Below are 17142 nucleotides of genomic sequence, written 5' to 3'. Positions count from 1 at the left end.
CCGGTTTTCGGGCCGGTTTTTGGTCGGTTCGGCGAGGCTGCCAATCTACTTGTGAGAGATGTCCGGCAGGAGATTGCCTGTTTGGCTTCAATCGCCAACGCCGAGTTCCCCGGCCGGTTATTGTCTGCCGCAGGTCAAGACCCAGATTCTTGTGTTGCCGGGCCCATTCCCGGCACTCGCAGATGGAGCTGACCATGACACGCGACGAGATCATTTCCGTGCTGGGCCCGGTCGACGACGCCGTTATCGCCGACATTGCGGCGACGGACGGGACGGTCCAGGAATTGCGTGAGGCCCTGGCCTGGATCGCCGCCGACGAGGCGCTGGTGAACGAAGGCCGACCGCTGCCGACGGCAAGAGTAGCGACGCTGATCGAACTGCTGCAAGGGCCGGACGAGGAGGAATAACCGCTGTTGCCGCGATGCTCTTGAACCGCGCAAAGGGACGAACCATGTCCTTCAGCGGCGCCGGCTGGTCGCCGGTGCCGCCAGCATGACGTTGCTTGCTCAAACAAGAAGACGATCAGAAAACAAGGAGGAAGTGATGGACGACGTCCGCTTCGCCGAGCCGATCACGTTGAAATTCCAATCCAGCGAGCGCAAGGTCGCCAGTAGTTGGGAAGCCATCGAATGCATGCGTCAGCAGTGGCCGGACCGTGCCCGCGGCCGGAGTTGGCGCGCCGCCTATCGGGCCTGCCGCGACGCGCTCGACGGCTGGCGCACCGCGCGAGATGCGCGCAAGGCCTTCGTCAGGGCGGCGCGCAACGCCGGATTGCTCGCCTGCGAGCCTGTCGACCACGCCGGCTAGCCCGGACCCTCCGATATTTGAACTCCAAAACAAGTTGGGGAAAAGGCAACTGCCTTTCCCCCACCGCGAGAGACTTTGCCCGCTGTCTAGCGGCAGATCGGCTTGCTCCTCAGTGGACGGTGATAATGCCGTTTACGGCCCGCCATTCGGAGGGCTGGATCAGGTGATGATGGGCGACGCGCACCGAATGCAGCGGGCCTTCGATTTCGCGCTCCCAGAAATCGAGGAAATGCTTCAGCGTCGGGAAATCGGGGGCAATATCGTATTCCTGCCAGATATAGAGTTGCAGCAGGCTCCGATGATCGGGCAGGCGATAGTGGATCTCCGCCGTGGTAAGACCAAACCCTTGCATCTGGAGCTGAAAGTCCCTGCTGGTCATGCGATCGTCCTTTCCGTTGAAATCTCGGTCCGTTGAAATCTCGGTCTGCAAAACGCCTCGCCTTCCACATAGGTTCCCGCCGCCACGAGCGGCTCCGGACCGGCGGCATTTTGAAATATCGCGCCAAAATTTGAGCCGCACTTTAGCTGAGAGCGGCTAATGTGCGAACGATTACAGTGCATTGGCACTCTCATGCGTCGAGTGCTAAAATTTTTGCGTGACCCTCTTGAAAGCAGAAAAAAGCGCGACTAGTTCGTATGCGCGCGATGCCTGATGAAGGGGTCGCGCACCCCGTGCCGGGCCGATATTGCCGGTTCGGTCAGGAGGATCTTCGAAAATCTGTTTGTCCCGAGAGGAGAACGACATGACGTTCCGTCCATTGCACGACCGTATCCTGGTCCGCCGTATCGAGATCGACGAGAAGACCGCCGGCGGCATCATCATCCCCGACACCGCCAAGGAGAAGCCGCAGGAGGGCGAGGTCATTGCCGCCGGTCCGGGCGCGCGCGACGACAGCGGCCAATTGCAGCCGCTCGACGTCAAGGTCGGCGACCGCATCCTGTTCGGCAAATGGTCCGGCACCGAGATCAAGCTCAATGGCGAGGATCTGCTCATCATGAAAGAGAGCGACGTGCTGGGCGTTATCGAGGGCGCCGGCGAGATGAAGAAGGCTGCCTGAGTGGGCCTGAACAAGCATTCCAGTCAACGAAGCTGCCTATCGAAGGAGTGATCCAATGGCTGCCAAAGATGTGAAATTTCATACCGAAGCCCGCGAGAAGATGCTGCGCGGCGTCAACATCCTCGCCGACGCGGTGAGGGTGACGCTCGGTCCCAAGGGCCGCAACGTCGTCCTCGACAAGTCGTTCGGCGCCCCGCGCATCACCAAGGACGGCGTCACCGTGGCGAAGGAGATCGAGCTCGAGGACAAGTTCGAGAACATGGGCGCACAGATGGTCCGCGAGGTGGCTTCGAAGACCAGTGACGTCGCCGGCGACGGCACCACGACCGCGACCGTTCTGGCGCAGTCGATCGTCCAGGAAGGCGCTAAGGCGGTTGCCGCCGGCATGAACCCGATGGACCTGAAGCGCGGTATCGACAAGGCGGTCGAAGCCGTCGTCGCCGAACTCAAGGCCAATGCCCGCAAGGTGACCAGGAACGACGAAATCGCCCAGGTCGGCACCATCTCGGCCAATGGCGACGCCGAGATCGGCCGCTTCCTCGCCGAAGCGATGGAAAAGGTCGGCAATGAGGGCGTCATTACCGTCGAAGAAGCCAAGACCGCCGAGACGGAGCTCGAAGTCGTCGAAGGCATGCAGTTCGACCGCGGCTATCTCAGCCCCTATTTCATCACCAATCAGGACAAGATGCGCGTCGAGCTCGACGAGCCCTATGTGCTGATCCACGAGAAGAAGCTGTCCAACCTGCAGGCGCTGCTTCCGGTGCTGGAGGCGGTGGTGCAGTCGTCCAAGCCGCTGCTGATCATCGCCGAGGACGTCGAGGGCGAGGCGCTGGCGACGCTGGTCGTCAACAAGCTGCGCGGCGGCCTGAAGGTCGCGGCCGTCAAGGCACCGGGCTTCGGCGATCGCCGCAAGGCCATGCTGGAGGATATTGCCATCCTGACCGGCGGCACGGCAATCAGCGAGGATCTCGGCATCAAGCTCGAGAACGTCACGCTCAACATGCTCGGCCGCGCCAAGAAGGTGGTGGTCGAGAAGGAAAACACCACGATCGTCGACGGTGCCGGCTCGAAGAGCGAAATCCAGGGCCGGGTCTCCCAGATCAAGGCGCAGATCGAGGAGACCACCTCCGACTATGATCGCGAGAAGCTGCAGGAGCGGCTGGCCAAGCTCGCCGGTGGCGTCGCCGTCATCCGCGTCGGTGGCTCGACCGAGATAGAGGTCAAGGAGCGCAAGGATAGGGTCGACGACGCCATGCATGCCACCCGTGCCGCGGTCGAGGAGGGCATCCTGCCCGGCGGTGGCGTGGCGCTGCTGCGGGCGGCAAAGGCGCTCGACAATATTCAGGTCGACAATCCCGACCAGAAGACCGGTGTCGAAATCGTGCGGCGCGCGATCGAGGCTCCGGTGCGCCAGATTGCCGAAAATGCCGGCGCCGAAGGCTCGATTATCGTCGGCAAGCTGCGCGAAAAGCAGGAGTTCTCGTTCGGCTGGAACGCGCAGACCGGCGACTATGGCGATCTCTTCGGCCAGGGCGTCATCGATCCGGCCAAGGTGGTGCGCACCGCTCTGCAGGATGCCGCTTCCGTCGCCGGCCTGCTGGTGACGACCGAGGCGATGGTGGCCGAGAAGCCGAAGAAGGAAGCTGGCGCGCCGGCAATGCCCGGCGGTGGCGGCATGGACTTCTAAAGCCAGGCTTCCAAAGCGCGACTTCGAAACGGCAGATGGACCGTGTCCGCCAAAAGCGGGCACGGTCTTGCCGGTCCGGGACTAATGCTGAGCAGGTGTTGCCATGGATATGATGGACAGTTTTGGAAAGATCGCGGCGCCGACCCGCCCGAAAAACGATTTCAACTATGAAGCCGACTGCAGGGCGGCGCTGGCGCCTTTGGTCGACGGCTTGCTGGATATGGCCGAGTCGGCCGGCTGGGACCGCCGCAAGGCGGCCTACACGCTGATGTTTCTATCGGCTCAACGCGTGGGGGCCGGCACGGAGGAGCGCAAATGATCGCGGCGCGGATGCGCGAATGCCTGCGCCTGCTGCGGTGGTCGGAAAACGATTTCGCCGAAGAGGCGGGATACCCGCTCGCCAAGGCAAAGGCGTGGCTCTACGGGCGCGAACATCCGCCGCTGGGCGTGGCGGCCTGGCTCGAAGCGCTGGTCAAGGTGCATCGGCTGCTGCCGCGGCCGGGCATGCCCCCGATTGCGTCCAACTCGCAGATCGGTGGCATCGTTCTGCAGGCGGCCCTCGAGGATCGAAGCGCCCGCGCGGTGGAGTTCCGAAAGGAGCCGATTGAGCCAGGAAAGGAGAGTGTCATGGATCGTGCTTCGTTCGACAAGCCGGTTAATATCCTCACCGGCCTCGGTACACCGACGAAGATAGAAAGCGCGGCTGAGGCCTATGCACTTTTGGCTGAATGGCCGGCAACGAGCCGGACGGCCGCGCATGACATCGCCGCAAAAGCGTGCCGTGCAGCACTGGAAGGAGAGATCGACGCCGAAACGGCGCGCGCCACCTTCGTTGCCTTCGCCCGCCGCAACGACCTGCTTGCGCCGCAGACGAACGGGATGGTTGCCGGCGAGAGCGTTGCTGGCGCGACCGTTGCCGACTGGGCAACGCGCCCACAGCGCGTCAACGCCCCGGCCTGAGCGAGTGCCAATCTCCCTCCTTGAGGGGGAGATGTCGCCGAAGGCGACAGAGGGGGTCGGTACGTCCTGGCGCGACGCCATATTGGACGAAAGAGAAAGTTGGCGCCTCACGCGCGGCGCCCCCCTCTGTCCTGTCGGACATCTCCCCCTCAAGGGGGGAGATTACGCGCTCAGCCGCTTTCGCTTGCTAAGCCATCGGCAGCAGCCGGCGCATGATCAGCGAGGCGTGGCCGCCCACGCCGTGTGCAGCCGGCCGGCGCTCGACGACCTCGAAGCCGTGCTTGCGATAGAAGGCGATTGCGCGGTCGTTGCCCTCGATCACTTCCAGGGCGATGCTGGGAATACCCGCATGCGCGGCAAGAACGGCATGCAGCAGGTCGGCGGCAAGGCCGGTGCCGTACTCGCTTTTGTCTATATGGAGCCGCTCGAGCATGACCTCGCCCTTGTCGTCCATCGCTGCCATCGCATAACCGGCGAGCGAGCTGTCAGCCCGCTCGGCGACGAAGGACATCTTGTTGTCGTCCCCGAGCTCGGACGCCAGCCGCTCCGGCGCGTGCCTCTCATCCGACAGCCGTGCCGTGGTCGCGGCACCCAGGATCGGCGAATAGGTCTGTCGCCAGGACCCTCCAAGCAGCCGCGACACCGCCGGAACATCCTGTTCGGTCATGGTTCTTATTTGAGGCATCGCCACCTGCCGTGCAGTTTATGGCACCGCAGCGTTCGCTCGGCCATCACCGCATTACCCGCGATTTCAGCCAGCGGTCGAAGGCCACGGCGAGGATGAGGATCAGGCCGATGACGATGCTTTGCGTGTAGGACGAGACGTTGTTGAACTGCAGCCCATTCTGCAAGACGCCGATCAGTCCTGCACCGACCACCGTGCCGCCGACGCTGCCGATGCCGCCGAACAGCGAGGTGCCGCCGATAACGACCGCCGAGATCACCGTCAGCTCGTAGCCGATGCCGGCGACGGCTTCGGAGGAGTTGAGCCGCGCCGACAAAACGAAGGCGGCAAGGCCGGCGAAGAAGCCGACGATGATGTAGACCGAGATCAGGATGCGGTCGACGCGCAGGCCGGAGAGGCGCGCGGCCTCGGCATTGCCGCCGACTGCGTAGACCGCGCGGCCGTAGCGCGTGTAGCGCAGCACGATGTGGCAAAGGATGGCGGCAATCGCGAAGATGATCGCCGGCACCGGTACCGGGCCGATCAGGCCGGTACCGAACCAGCGCATCGAGGCGTCGAAGCCGGAGATCGGGCCACCATTGGAGATGGTCAAGGTCAGGCCGCGAAACACGGTTAGGCCGCCGAGCGTGACGACGAAGGGCGGCACTTTCAGCCTGGTGATGGCAAAGCCCTGGACGCCGCCGGCCACGGCGCCGACGACGACGGCGGCGAGAAGGGCGGCGAACCAGCCATAGCCCTGCGTGCCCGTTGTCGACAGCGACAGCGTGTTGGCGGTGCCGCCTTTGGCCACCACCGCCGCGACCATGCCGCAGAAGGCGAGCAGCGAGCCGACCGACAGGTCGATGCCGGCGGTGAGGATGACGAAGGTCATGCCGAGCGCGATCAGGCCGGTGATCGAGATCTGGCGCATGATGTTGAACAGGTTGATCGGGTCGATGAAGCTCGGCTTCAGCACAGTGAAGACGACGATCAGCAACGCCAGGAACATCAGCGGGCCGAAGCTCATCAGCAGGCGCGCAATATTGACGCCACCGCGCTGGCTCCGTTCGGTCGTACTGGTCATTGCGTTGCTTCCTGCTTCTGGTCGAGCGCCATCAGTTCCATCAGTTTCTCCTCGGTCGCCTCGACGCCGGGCATCTCGCCGGTAATGCGCCCGCGCCGCATGGTGACGATCCTGTCCGACACTGCAAGCACCTCGGGCAGCTCCGAAGAGATCATCATGATGGCGATGCCGCGCGCGGCGAGTTCCACCAGGATCTGGTGCACTTCCGCCTTGGCGCCGACATCGACGCCGCGCGTCGGTTCATCGACGATCAGCACCTTGGGATCGCGCGCCAGCCAGCGGGCAAGGATCACCTTCTGCTGGTTACCGCCGGACAGGCCCTCGATCGCCTGCTCGGGCGAAGCCATGCGGATCGACAGCATCTTCCTGTAGTTCGCCAGCGCCTCGCGTTCGCGCCGCTCGGCCATGAAACCGACACTGGAGTAGCGGTCGAGCGCGGCGATCGAGAAATTGGTGAGGATGGCGAGTGCTGCGAAGATTGCCTGGTGCTTGCGGTCCTCCGGCACCAGGCCGATGCCGAGCTCGATGGCGTCGGCGGGTGATGCCGGCGCGATCGGCTTGCCGTCGAGCATGATGGTGCCGGCGGCAATGCGGTCGGCACCGAAGATGGCGCGGGCGAGCTCGGTGCGGCCGGAACCGACGAGCCCGGCGACGCCGAGGATTTCGCCCGCCTTGAGGTCGAGATCGACGCCTTCGAGTACGATGGCGTGCGGCGCCTGCGGATCGCGCACCGTGCGCAGGCCGCGCACAGAGAGCCGGACGTCGCCGGCGACATCGCGCTGCGTCGGCCTGGCATAGAGCTCGGAAGCGGCACGGCCGACCATCTTCTCGATGATCTTCGGCAGCCTGATCGGCCCGCCTTCGCGGTCGAGATGGCCGGCCAGCCTGCCGTCGCGCAGCACGGTCATACGGTCGCAGATCGCCGATGCCTCCTCCAGCCGGTGGGTGACGAACATGATGGCGACGCCATCCTTGCGCAGCCGGTCCATGATCGACATCAGCCTGTGCACTTCGGTCTCGGTCAGCGCCGAGGTCGGCTCGTCCATGATGATCAAGCGGCTCTTCAGCGATAGCGCGCGGGCGATCTCGACCAGCTGCTGCTCGGCCACCGACAGTGCGGAAACCGGCGTCGCCGGGTCGAGATTGAGCCCGACGCGAGCGATGATCGTGCGGGAATCTTCCTCCATTCGCCGCCAACTGACCAGCCCGAACCGGCCGAGCGGCGCGCGGCCGATGAAGATATTCTCCGCCACGGTCAGCGTCGGGATCAGGCTCAGCTCCTGGTAGATTGTTACGATGCCGTGGCGCTTGGCATCCTGCGGATTGTGCGGGCTGAATTCGACACCGTCGAAGACGATGCGGCCGCTGGACGGCGGCATCACGCCGGACAGGATCTTGAGCAGCGTCGATTTGCCCGCTCCGTTCTCGCCGAGCAGGCCGAGGATCTCGCCGGGGCGGACTTCAAGCGAAACGTCGTTCAGCGCGGTGACGCCGGCAAAGCGCTTGGTCACGCCCTCGACGGCGAGCAGGGCGGGCGATGGCGCAATGGCTTCGACTGGCAAAGGATGCTCCTTGAATTGTGGTCCACCCGAAAGGCCACGGGACAGCGCCCCTCTCTGTCGTGCCGGACATCTCCCCCTCCAGGGGGGAGATCGGATGTCACCCAGGCTTTCGCTACTCCGGCGTTGAAGAGAAGGCGACGCGTTGAAACTGCCAATCTCCCCCCTTGAGCGGGAGATGCCCGGCAGGGCAGAGGGGGCGCGACAGAACGCTGCTTTTGGCGCTGTGCGCCCTCGGCGCTTACTTCGTCTCGCCCAGCCTCTCCGCCTTGTCGAGATTGTCCTTGCCGATGACGATCGGCGTCAAAAGCACCAGCTTTTCCTTCGGCTCGGTCTTGTCCCTGGCGTAGGCGACCGCGATCTGCACCGCAGTGCGCGATTGTTCGCCGGGGAATTGCTCGACCGTTCCGGCCAGCTTGCCGTCGCGCACGGCGACCAGCGCTTCGGGAAGCGCGTCGAAGCCGTAGATCTTGACGTCGGTGAAGTTGCGCGCCGCGCAGGCTTCAACCGCGCCAAGCGCCATGTCGTCATTGGCGCAGATGATCGCGTCGGGCTTGCCGTTGGCCGCAAGGCCGGCCTCGGTGACGGACAGCGCCTCGGCGCGGGCGAAGTTGGCGGTCTGCTCGAAGATGATCTGGTACTTGTCCTTCATCGGATCGAGGACATTGTGCACACCCTTGTTGCGGTCGATCGCCGGGCCGGCACCGGGCTGGCCCTGCAGATGGAAGATCTTGGCGCCGTTCGGGAACGCCGCCACCATGGCCTGCGCTTCGGCCTCGCCGCCTTTGACATTGTCGGCGCCGACATGGGCGAGGATGCCCTCGACGCCGTCGACGCGGCGGTCGATGGTGACGACGGGAACGCCGGCCTTGACCGCTTCTTCGATGGCTGGGGCCAGCGCGTTGACGTCGAGCGGCGAGATGACGATGGCGTTGACCTTCTGCACGAGTGCCGCCTCGATGTCGGCGGTCTGCTTGGGCGCCGAGTTCTGGCCGTCGCTCTCGATCAGGTTGACGCCCTGCGCCTGGGCTTCCGCCTTGATCTGGTTCAGCATGTGCACGAAGAACGGAAAGCCGAGGCTCGGCACCGAGCCGAGGATGGTCAGCTTGTCCTGGGCAAAAGCCAGTTGCGGAGCGGCCACCGCCAGGGCGCCCATCGCCGCGGTCGACAGCAGGAATTCACGTCTGTTGATCAATTTAGTCTCCTCCCAGATGAGCGCACGACCCCGGAACCGGAATGGGTTTTCCGGAAGGTTCCTTGCGTCGATTCAAAAATGGAGTGTCCTTCGAGCGCCCAACTCGTGTTTGAAGGGACGCAACGGCGCTCCAGCCGGTCCACCGCGACGTTCTCCTCCGCTCGGTGCCTGCCCAAGGATGCTAACCAAGGCCGGAGCTTTGCGCAAGAACGGGAGAAGGCAAGACCTACCGATCGATCATCACCATGGTGCGCTCGCCGTAGCGCGGACCGGCGACCTTGCCCGGCGCCAATGCGTCGTCGAGCACCTGCATCTCGGCTGTGTCGAGCTTGATCGAAGCCGCGGCGACGTTCTCCTCGAGGTACTTTCGGCGCTTGGTGCCGGGGATCGGCACGATGTCGATGCCGAAGCCGCTCCCCTTGTGGAGCAGCCAGGCCAGAGCAATCTGGCCTGGCTTGACGCGCTTGGCCGCGGCGATGTCGAGTACCGTGGCTGCCGCCTGCATGTTGGCGTCATAGTTGGCGCCCTGGTAGCGCGGGTCGCCGCGCCGGTAATCGCCCTCTGGATAGTCTTCGGCGCGCCTGACGTCGCCGGTGAGAAAGCCGCGGCCGAGCGGCGAGAACGGCACCAGGCCGATGCCGAGCTCCTTCAGCAGCGGAATGATTTCCGGTTCCAGATTGCGCTCCCATAGCGAGTATTCGCTCTGCACTGCCGACACCGGATGAACGGCATGCGCCCGGCGGATGTTGGCGGCACCGGCTTCCGACAGGCCGAAGAAGCGAACCTTGCCCTGAGCGATCAGCTCGCCGACAGCACCCGCCACATCCTCGAGCGGCACCGCCGGATCGACGCGGTGCTGATAGAGGAGGTCGACCTGGTCGGTGGCGAGCCTCCTCAGCGAACCTTCCAAAGCCTCGCGGATATGTTCGGGCCGGCTGTCGCGTTCGGTGCCGACTTGCTTGCCGTTTTCAATGCGGAAGCCGAATTTCGTCGCGATCGTCACCTCGTCGCGCCGGCCCTTCAGCGCGCGGCCGAGCAGTTCCTCGTTGGTGAACGGCCCGTACACTTCCGCGGTGTCGAGGAAGGTGCAGCCGAGTTCGATGGCGCGGTGCAGCGTGGCGGTCGATTCCGCCTCGTCGGCCGGGCCATAGGACTGGCTCATGCCCATGCAGCCGAGACCGATTGCCGAGACTTGCAGCCCCTGGCTGCCGAGTTTGCGCATCGTCAATGTCATGTGAAGCTCTCCGGATCAGCATCGCGTTCCAAGCCGCCAGGGCAATATAGCGCACCGGCTCGGTTTCCACAGAGCGGGAGGCGCTACCGCGCGCGGCTCGCAGCGACCGCCAAATTGACAGCCGACACGCTCTCGGCCATCCTTAAGGCACGCCGCCTTGCGGCTTGTGCGTGAGTAACCAGCATGGCCAGTTCCGTCGCCAGTCAGAAATCCAAGCGCGCCGCGGTGCGGAACGCGCTCGACCGCCACAAGGTGTACATCACCGCGCAGCGTTTTTCGGCCGGCAGCTACAGCGCGCGCGTGCTGGTCGACGGCGAGGCCTATTGGGTCGACGAATTCCGGCTCAGCCAGCTGCAGCAGGGCCTGTCGCCGGCCGAGCTCGAATTGACGCCGGCCACCGACGATTGAGCGGCGTGACGCCGACCTGCCCGATGCTGACAAAATGATTCAAGACATGCGCATCAAGCCGTTGTTTTTGCGCAAGAGCATGTGGCCGTGACCGCCCCGCCAAAGCTCAAGGCCTATCGCGCCAAGCGCGAGTTCACGAGGACGCCGGAACCAGCCGGCGGTCTGGTTGCCGATGAGGGCAATCGTTTCGTCGTTCACAAGCATCACGCCACCGCCGATCACTACGATCTGCGCCTGCAGGTCGGCGACGTGCTGAAGAGCTGGGCGGTGCCGCGCGGCCCGTCGCTCAATCCGGCCGATAAAAGGCTGGCGGTCGAGACCGAGGACCATCCGCTCGAATATATCGACTTCGAAGGTGTCATTCCCGAAGGCGAATATGGCGGCGGGCCGATGATCGTCTGGGACACCGGCATCTGGGCGCCGATGGACGATGTCGAGAAGAGCCTGCGCACCGGTTCCTTCAAGTTCCGCCTCGCCGGCGAAAAGCTGAATGGCGGCTGGATGCTGACGCGACTGAAACCGAAGCCCGGCGAGGATGAGGGCAAGAAGAACTGGCTGCTGTTCAAGGAGCGTGATCTGGCCGCCGACGCCAAGCTCGACATACTGGAAGCCCGGCCGGAAAGCGTCAAATCCGGACGCCGCATCGAGGAACTGGTGGCAACGCCGAAGCCGGCCGCCAAGCCTGCCAGGCCGGTGGTGCTGAAGCCAGGTGCTTTGCCGGGCGCCGTCAAGGCGCCGCCGCCTTCCCGGATCGAGCCGCAGCTGACTACGCAGGTTCCGAAGCCGCCGGGCGGCGATGACCCAGCGGCCCGAACGGGCGAAGTCTGGCTGCACGAGATCAAATTCGATGGCTACCGCACCATGGCGCATCTCGCTAACGGCGCAGTCAGGCTGATCACCCGCGCCGGCCTCGACTGGACGAAGCGTTATGGCGACCTGCCGCTTGCCTTCGCCAGGCTGCCGTGCCGCGAGGCGATCATCGACGGCGAGGTCGTCGCGCTCGACGCCAAGGGCATCAGCCGCTTTGCCCTTTTGCAAGACGCGCTGGCCGAAGGCGCCGGCAACAAGCTCCACTTCTACGCCTTCGATCTTCTGTATCTCGACGGCTGGGACCTGAGACAAGCGCCGCTCCGCCGGCGCAAGGCGCTGCTTTCGCAATTGCTGTCCGGTCTCGGCGCCAATTCGGCCATCCAGCTCAGCGATCATGTCGAAGGAGACGGCCAAGCACTTTATGACCAGGCATCCGAGATGGGGCTCGAGGGTGTCGTCTCCAAGCGCGCCACGGCAATCTACCAGAGCGGCCGTACCAAGACCTGGACCAAGACCAAGGCGCTTCAGACCGGCGACTTCGTCATCGCCGGCTACACAGTCTCCGATGCGGCAGAGGGGTTGGCTGCACTTGGCCTCGGCGAATTCGAAGACGGCGAGCTGCACTATCGCGGCAAGGTCGGCACCGGCTTCGATGCGGGGACCGCCGGCGAATTGCTGGCCAGGCTGGAGCCGCTAAGGGCGGGTGCGTCCGCGCCCGAAGGGGTTCCCCGCGAAATCATGCGCGAGATGAAGTGGGTGCGGCCGCTGCTTTCGGCGCACATCCACTACGCCAATCGGACCACCGACAATGCGCTGCGCCATGCCGTGTTCCGCGGCCTGCGCGACGTCGGCCTGTCGACGCCGGTTTCGGCCAAGCGCAAGCGGCTGATCGCCGAGGCCGACCTCGCCACAATCTGGGTGACCAACCCGACGCGGCGGCTGTTCGGCAAGACCGGCCCGACCAAGCTCGACATTGCCGTCTATTACGCGCTGGTCGGCGATTTCATGCTGCCGCACATTCTCGGCCGGCCGGTGTCGCTGGTGCGCTGCCCGACCGGCAGGCCGCAGGACTGTTTCTTCCAGCGCCACGCCTTCACCGGCATGCCGTCCTCTGTGGCGACTTTCGAAGCGACCAATTCGGAGGGCGAGACCAAATCCTATCTCTCGGTGGAAGACGCCAAGGGCTATCTGGCGCTGGCGCAGTTCGGTGTCGTCGAGTTCCACACCTGGGGCACCCATCGCACGCGGCTCGACAAGCCGGACCTGATCGTTTTCGACCTCGACCCGGGCGAGGGGATCGCCTGGCGCGAGGTGGTTGAGGCGGCGGTGCACATTAAGGGCGAGCTGGAAGCGCTAGGGCTGGTGCCGTTCGCCAAGACGTCCGGCGGCCACGGCATCCACATATCAGTGCCGGTGACGCAAAAGCAGAACTGGAAGAAATTGCACCAGGCGACCAGCGCCATCTCGACGCATCTTGCCGCCACCGCGCCCGACACTTTCACCACCACCATGGGCAAGGATAACCGCAAGCGGCGCATCTTCATCGATTATCACCGCAATGCGCGCGGCCACACTTCTGCGGCTCCCTATTCGCTGCGCGCCCGCACCAATTTGCCGGCCTCGACGCCGGTGAGCTGGAGCGATCTGGAATCCATCGACGCTCCGCAGGATCTGAATTATTCGTCGCTGCCTGGCCTGCTGGCGACGTCAGGCGATCCCTGGGCCGACATGGAAGATTTCGCCCGGGATTTGCCGTTGATAGCCACCGCGAGGTAGTTCTGCGGGCCCAGACTCCATCGACGCTCCGGAAAATTTGAATTATTCTTCGCCATGGACCTCTTGCGTGCAGGCGGCTCTCAGCGGAGGAAGATTTCGCTAGGGATTTGCCGGTATTGTAAGGGCCCGGTATTGTAAGGGCAATGTAGGATTTCGGCAGTCCCGTTCGTCCTCCGGACGAATGAACGCTGCGAACTGTTCGACAGCACAAGGCCGCGTAGGAGTTATTTCATGGCGCCCAGGGCAAGTTGGAAAGGTTACCTCAAGCTCAGTCTGGTCAGCTGTCCGGTCCGGCTCTATCCGGCGACGAGCGCCAGCGAACGCATCAGCTTCAACCAGCTGCACAAGAAGACGCACAACCGCATCAACATGAAGCCGGTCGACCCCGAGCTCGGGCTGGTCGAGCGTTCGGACCTGGTCAAGGGCTACGAATACGAGGACAAGCAGTACATCATCATCGAGGACTCCGATCTCGATGCGGTGCGCATCGAATCCAACCATACGATGAACATCGAGGCTTTTGTCGACGAGCATTCGGTCGACGTCATCTATCAGGACGCGCCCTATTACCTGGCGCCGGATGGCGCAATGGCCGAGGAGACCTTTGCCGTGTTGCGCGAAGCGATGCGCAAATCGGGCAAGCTGGCGATCGCCCGCCTTGTGCTGTCCAGCCGCGAGCGCGTCGTGACGATCGGCGCGCGCGAGAACGGCATGTTCGTCTGCACCTTGAGGAATCCGAACGAAGTGCGTGGCACGGCTGAATATTTCGGCAATATCCCGGCCGGAAACCCCGATCCCGAAATGCTGCAATTGGCCGAAGCGCTGATCAAGCAGAAGGAAACCGCCTTCGATCCAAAGAATTACGAGGACCGCTACGAGATCGCGCTGATGGCAATGATCCGCGAGAAGCTCAAGGGCCACAAGCCTATCATCGCGGCGGCGCCTGAGCGCGGCAATGTCATCAACCTCATGGATGCGCTGAAGGCGAGCCTGTCGCAATCGGCCAAGCCGCCGGCCAAGTCCAAGAGCAAGGCCGATGAAACGGCCAAGCCCGCGGCGAAATCCGCCAAGGCCGGCGCCGCCGCGGCCAAGGATAACCCGCTCAAGGCGAACCTTCTCAAAGCCGTCGGCAAGAGCAAGGCGTGACGGCTCTCGCCGGCACGGTCTTCGGCATCGTCGGTGCGCTGGCGGCCTTCCCGCTCAGGCTGGCGGCGCGCGAGGTCGAGCGTCGGCACGGCCAGTTGCGGCGCGGCGTCACTCGGCGCACCACACATGTCGTGTTGGGCCGCATGTTGCTCGCCAGGGCCGGCGATACCGAGATTGAACGCCGCGTCGTCACCGAGCGCGCGGCCGGGCGCAAGCTGGTCAGCGAGAACGGCTTCCTGCGCCTGCTCGGGCTGATGAAAGCGCCGGAGGCTTCGGCGCTGTCGCGGCAGTCGCTGATCGACCAGTCGCGGCTGACCGGCGCGGATCTCGACCTTTTGTCGCTGTTCGATGCCTTCGAGCATGATTGCGAACCGTATTCCTTTCGCGACCTGATCCTCGCCCGCAAATATGCCGGGCTGGTTGCCGGCGGCGCCTCGTGGGGGGCGATCGCGCGCTCTGTGCATCGCTCGGGCCCGGTCGCCTCGCTCACCGCCAAGTCGCTCGCCGTCGGCTCGCAGCATGGGAGGGCCGACGCGATCTATCTCGAGGGAGGCCAGAGCGAACTCGACGGCCAGCTGCTGTTCGATCTGGGAACGCGGGATGACGACACGCTGGAAGAGCTGTTCGCCGATGCCGAGGCGGCGGAAGAGGCTGAAGACCACGAGCAGGCGGCGGCACTCTACCAGCGCTGCCTGGCCATCGACCCGAGCGATGCCATCGCCGCCTTCAACCGCGCCAACTGCCTGCGCGCGGCCGGCCACGCGGCCGAGGCGGCGCACGACTATGCCCGCGCCATCAAGTGCGACCCCGGCTTCGTAGAAGCCTGGTTCAATCTTGCCGGGCTGATGAGCGAAGAGGGGCGGGTAGCCTCGGCGCGCCGCCATTTGCTGAAGGCGATCGCACTCGATCCCAATTATGCCGACGCGGTGTTCAACCTTGCGAGGCTGGAGTTCGATGCCGGCAATTTCGCCGAGGCGCGGCGTCGCTGGGTGCGCTACCTCGAACTCGACGCCAATTCCGAATGGGCGCGTATGGCGGCCAAGGGGATACAGTTCGTGGATTTGCAGCTGGCGCGGCTGTCGGCGGGGTGAGGTAATCCAATGCCTGCGCTTGAACGCCCCCCTCTGTCCTGCCGGACATCTCCCCCTCAAGGGGGGAGATCGGCAGCTTCGGTGCCCCGCGTGCCTTTCAGCTTTAGTGGTTGGCGAAACCGGCGGCGACATCCAATCTCCCCCCTTGAGGGGGAGATGTCCGGTAGGACAGAGGGGGGTGGGACGGAGCGCGGCCTCTATAAGTGGACCGCCCCATGACCACCTTTCTCTTCGACGGCCCCGACACCGCCGCCAACACCATCCTGCTCGCGCATGGCGCAGGCGCTCCTATGGACTCGCCCTCGCTGACAGCCACGGCAAAAACGCTCGCCGCGGCCGGTTTCCGCGTCGCGCGCTTTGAATTCCACTACATGGCCGCCCGCCGCTACGGCCATCGCAAGCCGCCGCCGCGCGCCGAGACGGTTAACCCGGAATACGTCAAGGCGATCGCCGACCTCAGGGCGAAGGGCGTGGAGGGGCCGCTCATCATCGGCGGCAAGTCGATGGGCGGACGCGTCGCTTCGATGATCGCCGACGAGATGTTTTCGAAGGGCGAGATCTCGGGCCTGCTTTGCCTCGGCTATCCGTTCCATCCGCCGGACAAACCGACGCAGCTTCGGACAAAGCACCTCGCCGATCTCAAGACGCCGACATTGATCCTCCAGGGCACGCGCGACGAGTTCGGGACCAAAGACGAGGTCGCGACCTATGCTCTGTCCGAGGCGATCGAGATTCTCTGGCTGGAAGATGGCGACCATGATCTGAAGCCGCGCAAAAACATCTCCGGCTTCTCCATCGCCGATCATCTGAAGACGCTCGCTGATGCGGTGAAGGCGTGGACCGAACGCATCGTGCGCTGAAGCAGGCCGATGAAGATCGCCACCTTCAACGTCAACAACATCAACAGCCGGCTGCCGAACCTGCTCGCATGGCTGGCCGCCGCCAAACCCGACATCGCCTGCCTGCAGGAGCTCAAGGCGAGACAGACGCAGTTTCCGCGCACTGCGCTGGCGGCCGCCGGCTACGGCGCGGTTTGGGTCGGGCAGCCGACCTGGAACGGCGTCGCCATCCTTTCGCGTGGCTCAGAACCCGTTCTGACCCGCGAGGCGCTGCCCGGCGACGATAGCGATCAGCAGGCGCGCTACATCGAAGCGGCGGTCAACGGTATCGTCGTCGCCTCGCTCTACGCGCCGAACGGCAACCCGCAGCCCGGCCCGAAATTCCAGTACAAGCTGGCCTGGCACGAAAGGCTGGAGGCGCATGCGGCGCAGTTGCTCGACACCGGCCTGCCCGTGGTGCTGGCCGGCGACTACAACATCGTGCCCGAGGCGCGCGACATCTACCCGACCCGCTCCTATGACGACAACGCGCTGGTGCAGCCGGAAAGCCGCGCGTCGTTCCAGCGGCTGCTCGACCAGGGCTGGCTTGACGCGCTGCGCAAGAAGCACCCGACGGAGACGCTCTACACATTCTGGGACTATCGCCGCAATCGCTGGCCGCGCGATGCCGGCCTGCGGCTCGACCATATCTTGCTCTCGAAGAAGCTGTCGCGCCGGCTGGTCGCGGCGGGCATCGACCGCGACGTGCGTGGCGAGACCGGCGCCAGCGACCACGCGCCTGTCTGGGTGGAGTTGCGGTGAAGCACGAAGACTGGCCCCGCCTT

Annotated in this window: 18 protein-coding genes; 12 read left to right on the top strand and 6 right to left on the bottom strand. The window is 64.5% G+C overall.

All coding sequences use genetic code 11. The features are described 5' to 3' along the window. Positions 1-194: 194 nt before the first annotated feature. Complete coding sequence (locus tag NKH78_RS27580) at positions 195-407, top strand: hypothetical protein (protein WP_352475551.1); 213 nt, start codon at positions 195-197, stop codon at positions 405-407. A 136-nt stretch (positions 408-543) separates the two neighbouring features. After that, complete coding sequence (locus NKH78_RS27575; protein ID WP_254819658.1) at positions 544-807, top strand: DUF982 domain-containing protein; 264 nt, start codon at positions 544-546, stop codon at positions 805-807. 109 nt (positions 808-916) lie between these two features. On the opposite strand, the gene NKH78_RS27570 is transcribed toward NKH78_RS27575, so the two are convergent. Then, the gene (locus tag NKH78_RS27570) at positions 917-1186 is read right to left on the bottom strand and encodes an usg protein (protein ID WP_023718102.1); all 270 of its coding nucleotides are present in this window, start codon (positions 1184-1186) and stop codon (positions 917-919) included. A gap of 364 nt (positions 1187-1550) precedes the next feature. Between NKH78_RS27570 and NKH78_RS27565 the strand changes: the two genes are divergently transcribed. From NKH78_RS27565 to NKH78_RS32720, 4 genes are all read left to right on the top strand, one after another. Further along, entirely contained in the window at positions 1551-1865 is a 315-nt protein-coding gene (locus NKH78_RS27565) for a co-chaperone GroES (protein ID WP_352884812.1), read from the top strand. 55 nt (positions 1866-1920) lie between these two features. After that, the gene (groL, locus tag NKH78_RS27560) at positions 1921-3552 is read left to right on the top strand and encodes a chaperonin GroEL (protein ID WP_352507798.1); all 1632 of its coding nucleotides are present in this window, start codon (positions 1921-1923) and stop codon (positions 3550-3552) included. Positions 3553-3655: 103 nt separating this feature from the next. Next, a complete protein-coding gene (locus tag NKH78_RS27555; RefSeq protein ID WP_254819654.1) occupies positions 3656-3871 on the top strand; it encodes a hypothetical protein in 216 nt (71 codons plus the stop codon). Next, positions 3868-4512, top strand: coding sequence for a DUF982 domain-containing protein (locus tag NKH78_RS32720; protein WP_502896260.1), 645 nt, complete (start codon positions 3868-3870; stop codon positions 4510-4512). The genes NKH78_RS27555 and NKH78_RS32720 overlap by 4 nt, the downstream gene beginning before the upstream one ends. Before the next feature lie 187 nt (positions 4513-4699). Here NKH78_RS32720 and NKH78_RS27545 read toward each other — a convergent pair whose 3' ends face one another. From NKH78_RS27545 to NKH78_RS27525, 5 genes are all read right to left on the bottom strand, one after another. After that, a complete protein-coding gene (locus NKH78_RS27545) occupies positions 4700-5197 on the bottom strand; it encodes a GNAT family N-acetyltransferase (protein WP_352507797.1) in 498 nt (165 codons plus the stop codon). A gap of 46 nt (positions 5198-5243) precedes the next feature. Next, positions 5244-6260, bottom strand: coding sequence for an ABC transporter permease (locus NKH78_RS27540; protein ID WP_352507796.1), 1017 nt, complete (start codon positions 6258-6260; stop codon positions 5244-5246). Next, on the bottom strand, positions 6257-7822 hold the full coding sequence (locus NKH78_RS27535) for a sugar ABC transporter ATP-binding protein (RefSeq protein WP_352507795.1): 1566 nt from the start codon (positions 7820-7822) through the stop codon (positions 6257-6259). The genes NKH78_RS27540 and NKH78_RS27535 overlap by 4 nt, the downstream gene beginning before the upstream one ends. Before the next feature lie 238 nt (positions 7823-8060). Next, entirely contained in the window at positions 8061-9011 is a 951-nt protein-coding gene (locus tag NKH78_RS27530) for a substrate-binding domain-containing protein (RefSeq protein WP_352507835.1), read from the bottom strand. 229 nt (positions 9012-9240) lie between these two features. Next, positions 9241-10248 carry an aldo/keto reductase gene (locus tag NKH78_RS27525; protein WP_352740059.1) on the bottom strand — a complete coding sequence of 336 codons (1008 nt, stop codon included), beginning with the start codon at positions 10246-10248 and terminating at the stop codon, positions 9241-9243. A gap of 183 nt (positions 10249-10431) precedes the next feature. Between NKH78_RS27525 and NKH78_RS27520 the strand changes: the two genes are divergently transcribed. From NKH78_RS27520 to NKH78_RS27495, 6 genes are all read left to right on the top strand, one after another. Continuing rightward, a complete protein-coding gene (locus NKH78_RS27520) occupies positions 10432-10656 on the top strand; it encodes a hypothetical protein (RefSeq protein ID WP_023675682.1) in 225 nt (74 codons plus the stop codon). Between the two features lie 87 nt (positions 10657-10743). Then, positions 10744-13242, top strand: a complete 2499-nt coding sequence (gene ligD, locus NKH78_RS27515; protein ID WP_352740061.1) for a DNA ligase D — start codon at positions 10744-10746, stop codon at positions 13240-13242. A 231-nt stretch (positions 13243-13473) separates the two neighbouring features. Further along, positions 13474-14388, top strand: a complete 915-nt coding sequence (gene ku / locus NKH78_RS27510) for a non-homologous end joining protein Ku (RefSeq protein WP_352644978.1) — start codon at positions 13474-13476, stop codon at positions 14386-14388. After that, on the top strand, positions 14385-15479 hold the full coding sequence (locus NKH78_RS27505; RefSeq protein ID WP_352740063.1) for a tetratricopeptide repeat protein: 1095 nt from the start codon (positions 14385-14387) through the stop codon (positions 15477-15479). Before ku ends, NKH78_RS27505 begins: the two co-directional genes overlap by 4 nt. Before the next feature lie 215 nt (positions 15480-15694). Then, positions 15695-16339: an alpha/beta hydrolase family protein gene (locus tag NKH78_RS27500; protein WP_352705265.1), complete on the top strand. Its 645-nt coding sequence runs from the start codon at positions 15695-15697 to the stop codon at positions 16337-16339. A gap of 9 nt (positions 16340-16348) precedes the next feature. Beyond that, positions 16349-17119, top strand: a complete 771-nt coding sequence (locus tag NKH78_RS27495; protein ID WP_254819644.1) for an exodeoxyribonuclease III — start codon at positions 16349-16351, stop codon at positions 17117-17119. Positions 17120-17142: the final 23 nt, after the last annotated feature.

This window comes from Mesorhizobium sp. M0910 (genome assembly GCF_040319465.1).
GTDB lineage: Bacteria > Pseudomonadota > Alphaproteobacteria > Rhizobiales > Rhizobiaceae > Mesorhizobium.
This window is presented reverse-complemented; position numbering and strand designations above follow the sequence as displayed.

Coding starts and splice junctions, on each gene's coding strand:
- NKH78_RS27525 (WP_352740059.1), bottom strand. CDS start 10,248: ATGACATTGACGATGCGCAAACTCGGCAGCCAGGGGCTGCAAGTCTCG.
- NKH78_RS27520 (WP_023675682.1), top strand. CDS start 10,432: ATGGCCAGTTCCGTCGCCAGTCAGAAATCCAAGCGCGCCGCGGTGCGG.
- groL (WP_352507798.1), top strand. CDS start 1,921: ATGGCTGCCAAAGATGTGAAATTTCATACCGAAGCCCGCGAGAAGATG.
- NKH78_RS27495 (WP_254819644.1), top strand. CDS start 16,349: ATGAAGATCGCCACCTTCAACGTCAACAACATCAACAGCCGGCTGCCG.
- NKH78_RS27545 (WP_352507797.1), bottom strand. CDS start 5,197: ATGCCTCAAATAAGAACCATGACCGAACAGGATGTTCCGGCGGTGTCG.
- NKH78_RS27570 (WP_023718102.1), bottom strand. CDS start 1,186: ATGACCAGCAGGGACTTTCAGCTCCAGATGCAAGGGTTTGGTCTTACC.
- NKH78_RS27540 (WP_352507796.1), bottom strand. CDS start 6,260: ATGACCAGTACGACCGAACGGAGCCAGCGCGGTGGCGTCAATATTGCG.
- NKH78_RS27565 (WP_352884812.1), top strand. CDS start 1,551: ATGACGTTCCGTCCATTGCACGACCGTATCCTGGTCCGCCGTATCGAG.
- ku (WP_352644978.1), top strand. CDS start 13,474: ATGGCGCCCAGGGCAAGTTGGAAAGGTTACCTCAAGCTCAGTCTGGTC.
- NKH78_RS32720 (WP_502896260.1), top strand. CDS start 3,868: ATGATCGCGGCGCGGATGCGCGAATGCCTGCGCCTGCTGCGGTGGTCG.
- NKH78_RS27555 (WP_254819654.1), top strand. CDS start 3,656: ATGGATATGATGGACAGTTTTGGAAAGATCGCGGCGCCGACCCGCCCG.
- NKH78_RS27500 (WP_352705265.1), top strand. CDS start 15,695: ATGACCACCTTTCTCTTCGACGGCCCCGACACCGCCGCCAACACCATC.
- NKH78_RS27580 (WP_352475551.1), top strand. CDS start 195: ATGACACGCGACGAGATCATTTCCGTGCTGGGCCCGGTCGACGACGCC.
- NKH78_RS27575 (WP_254819658.1), top strand. CDS start 544: ATGGACGACGTCCGCTTCGCCGAGCCGATCACGTTGAAATTCCAATCC.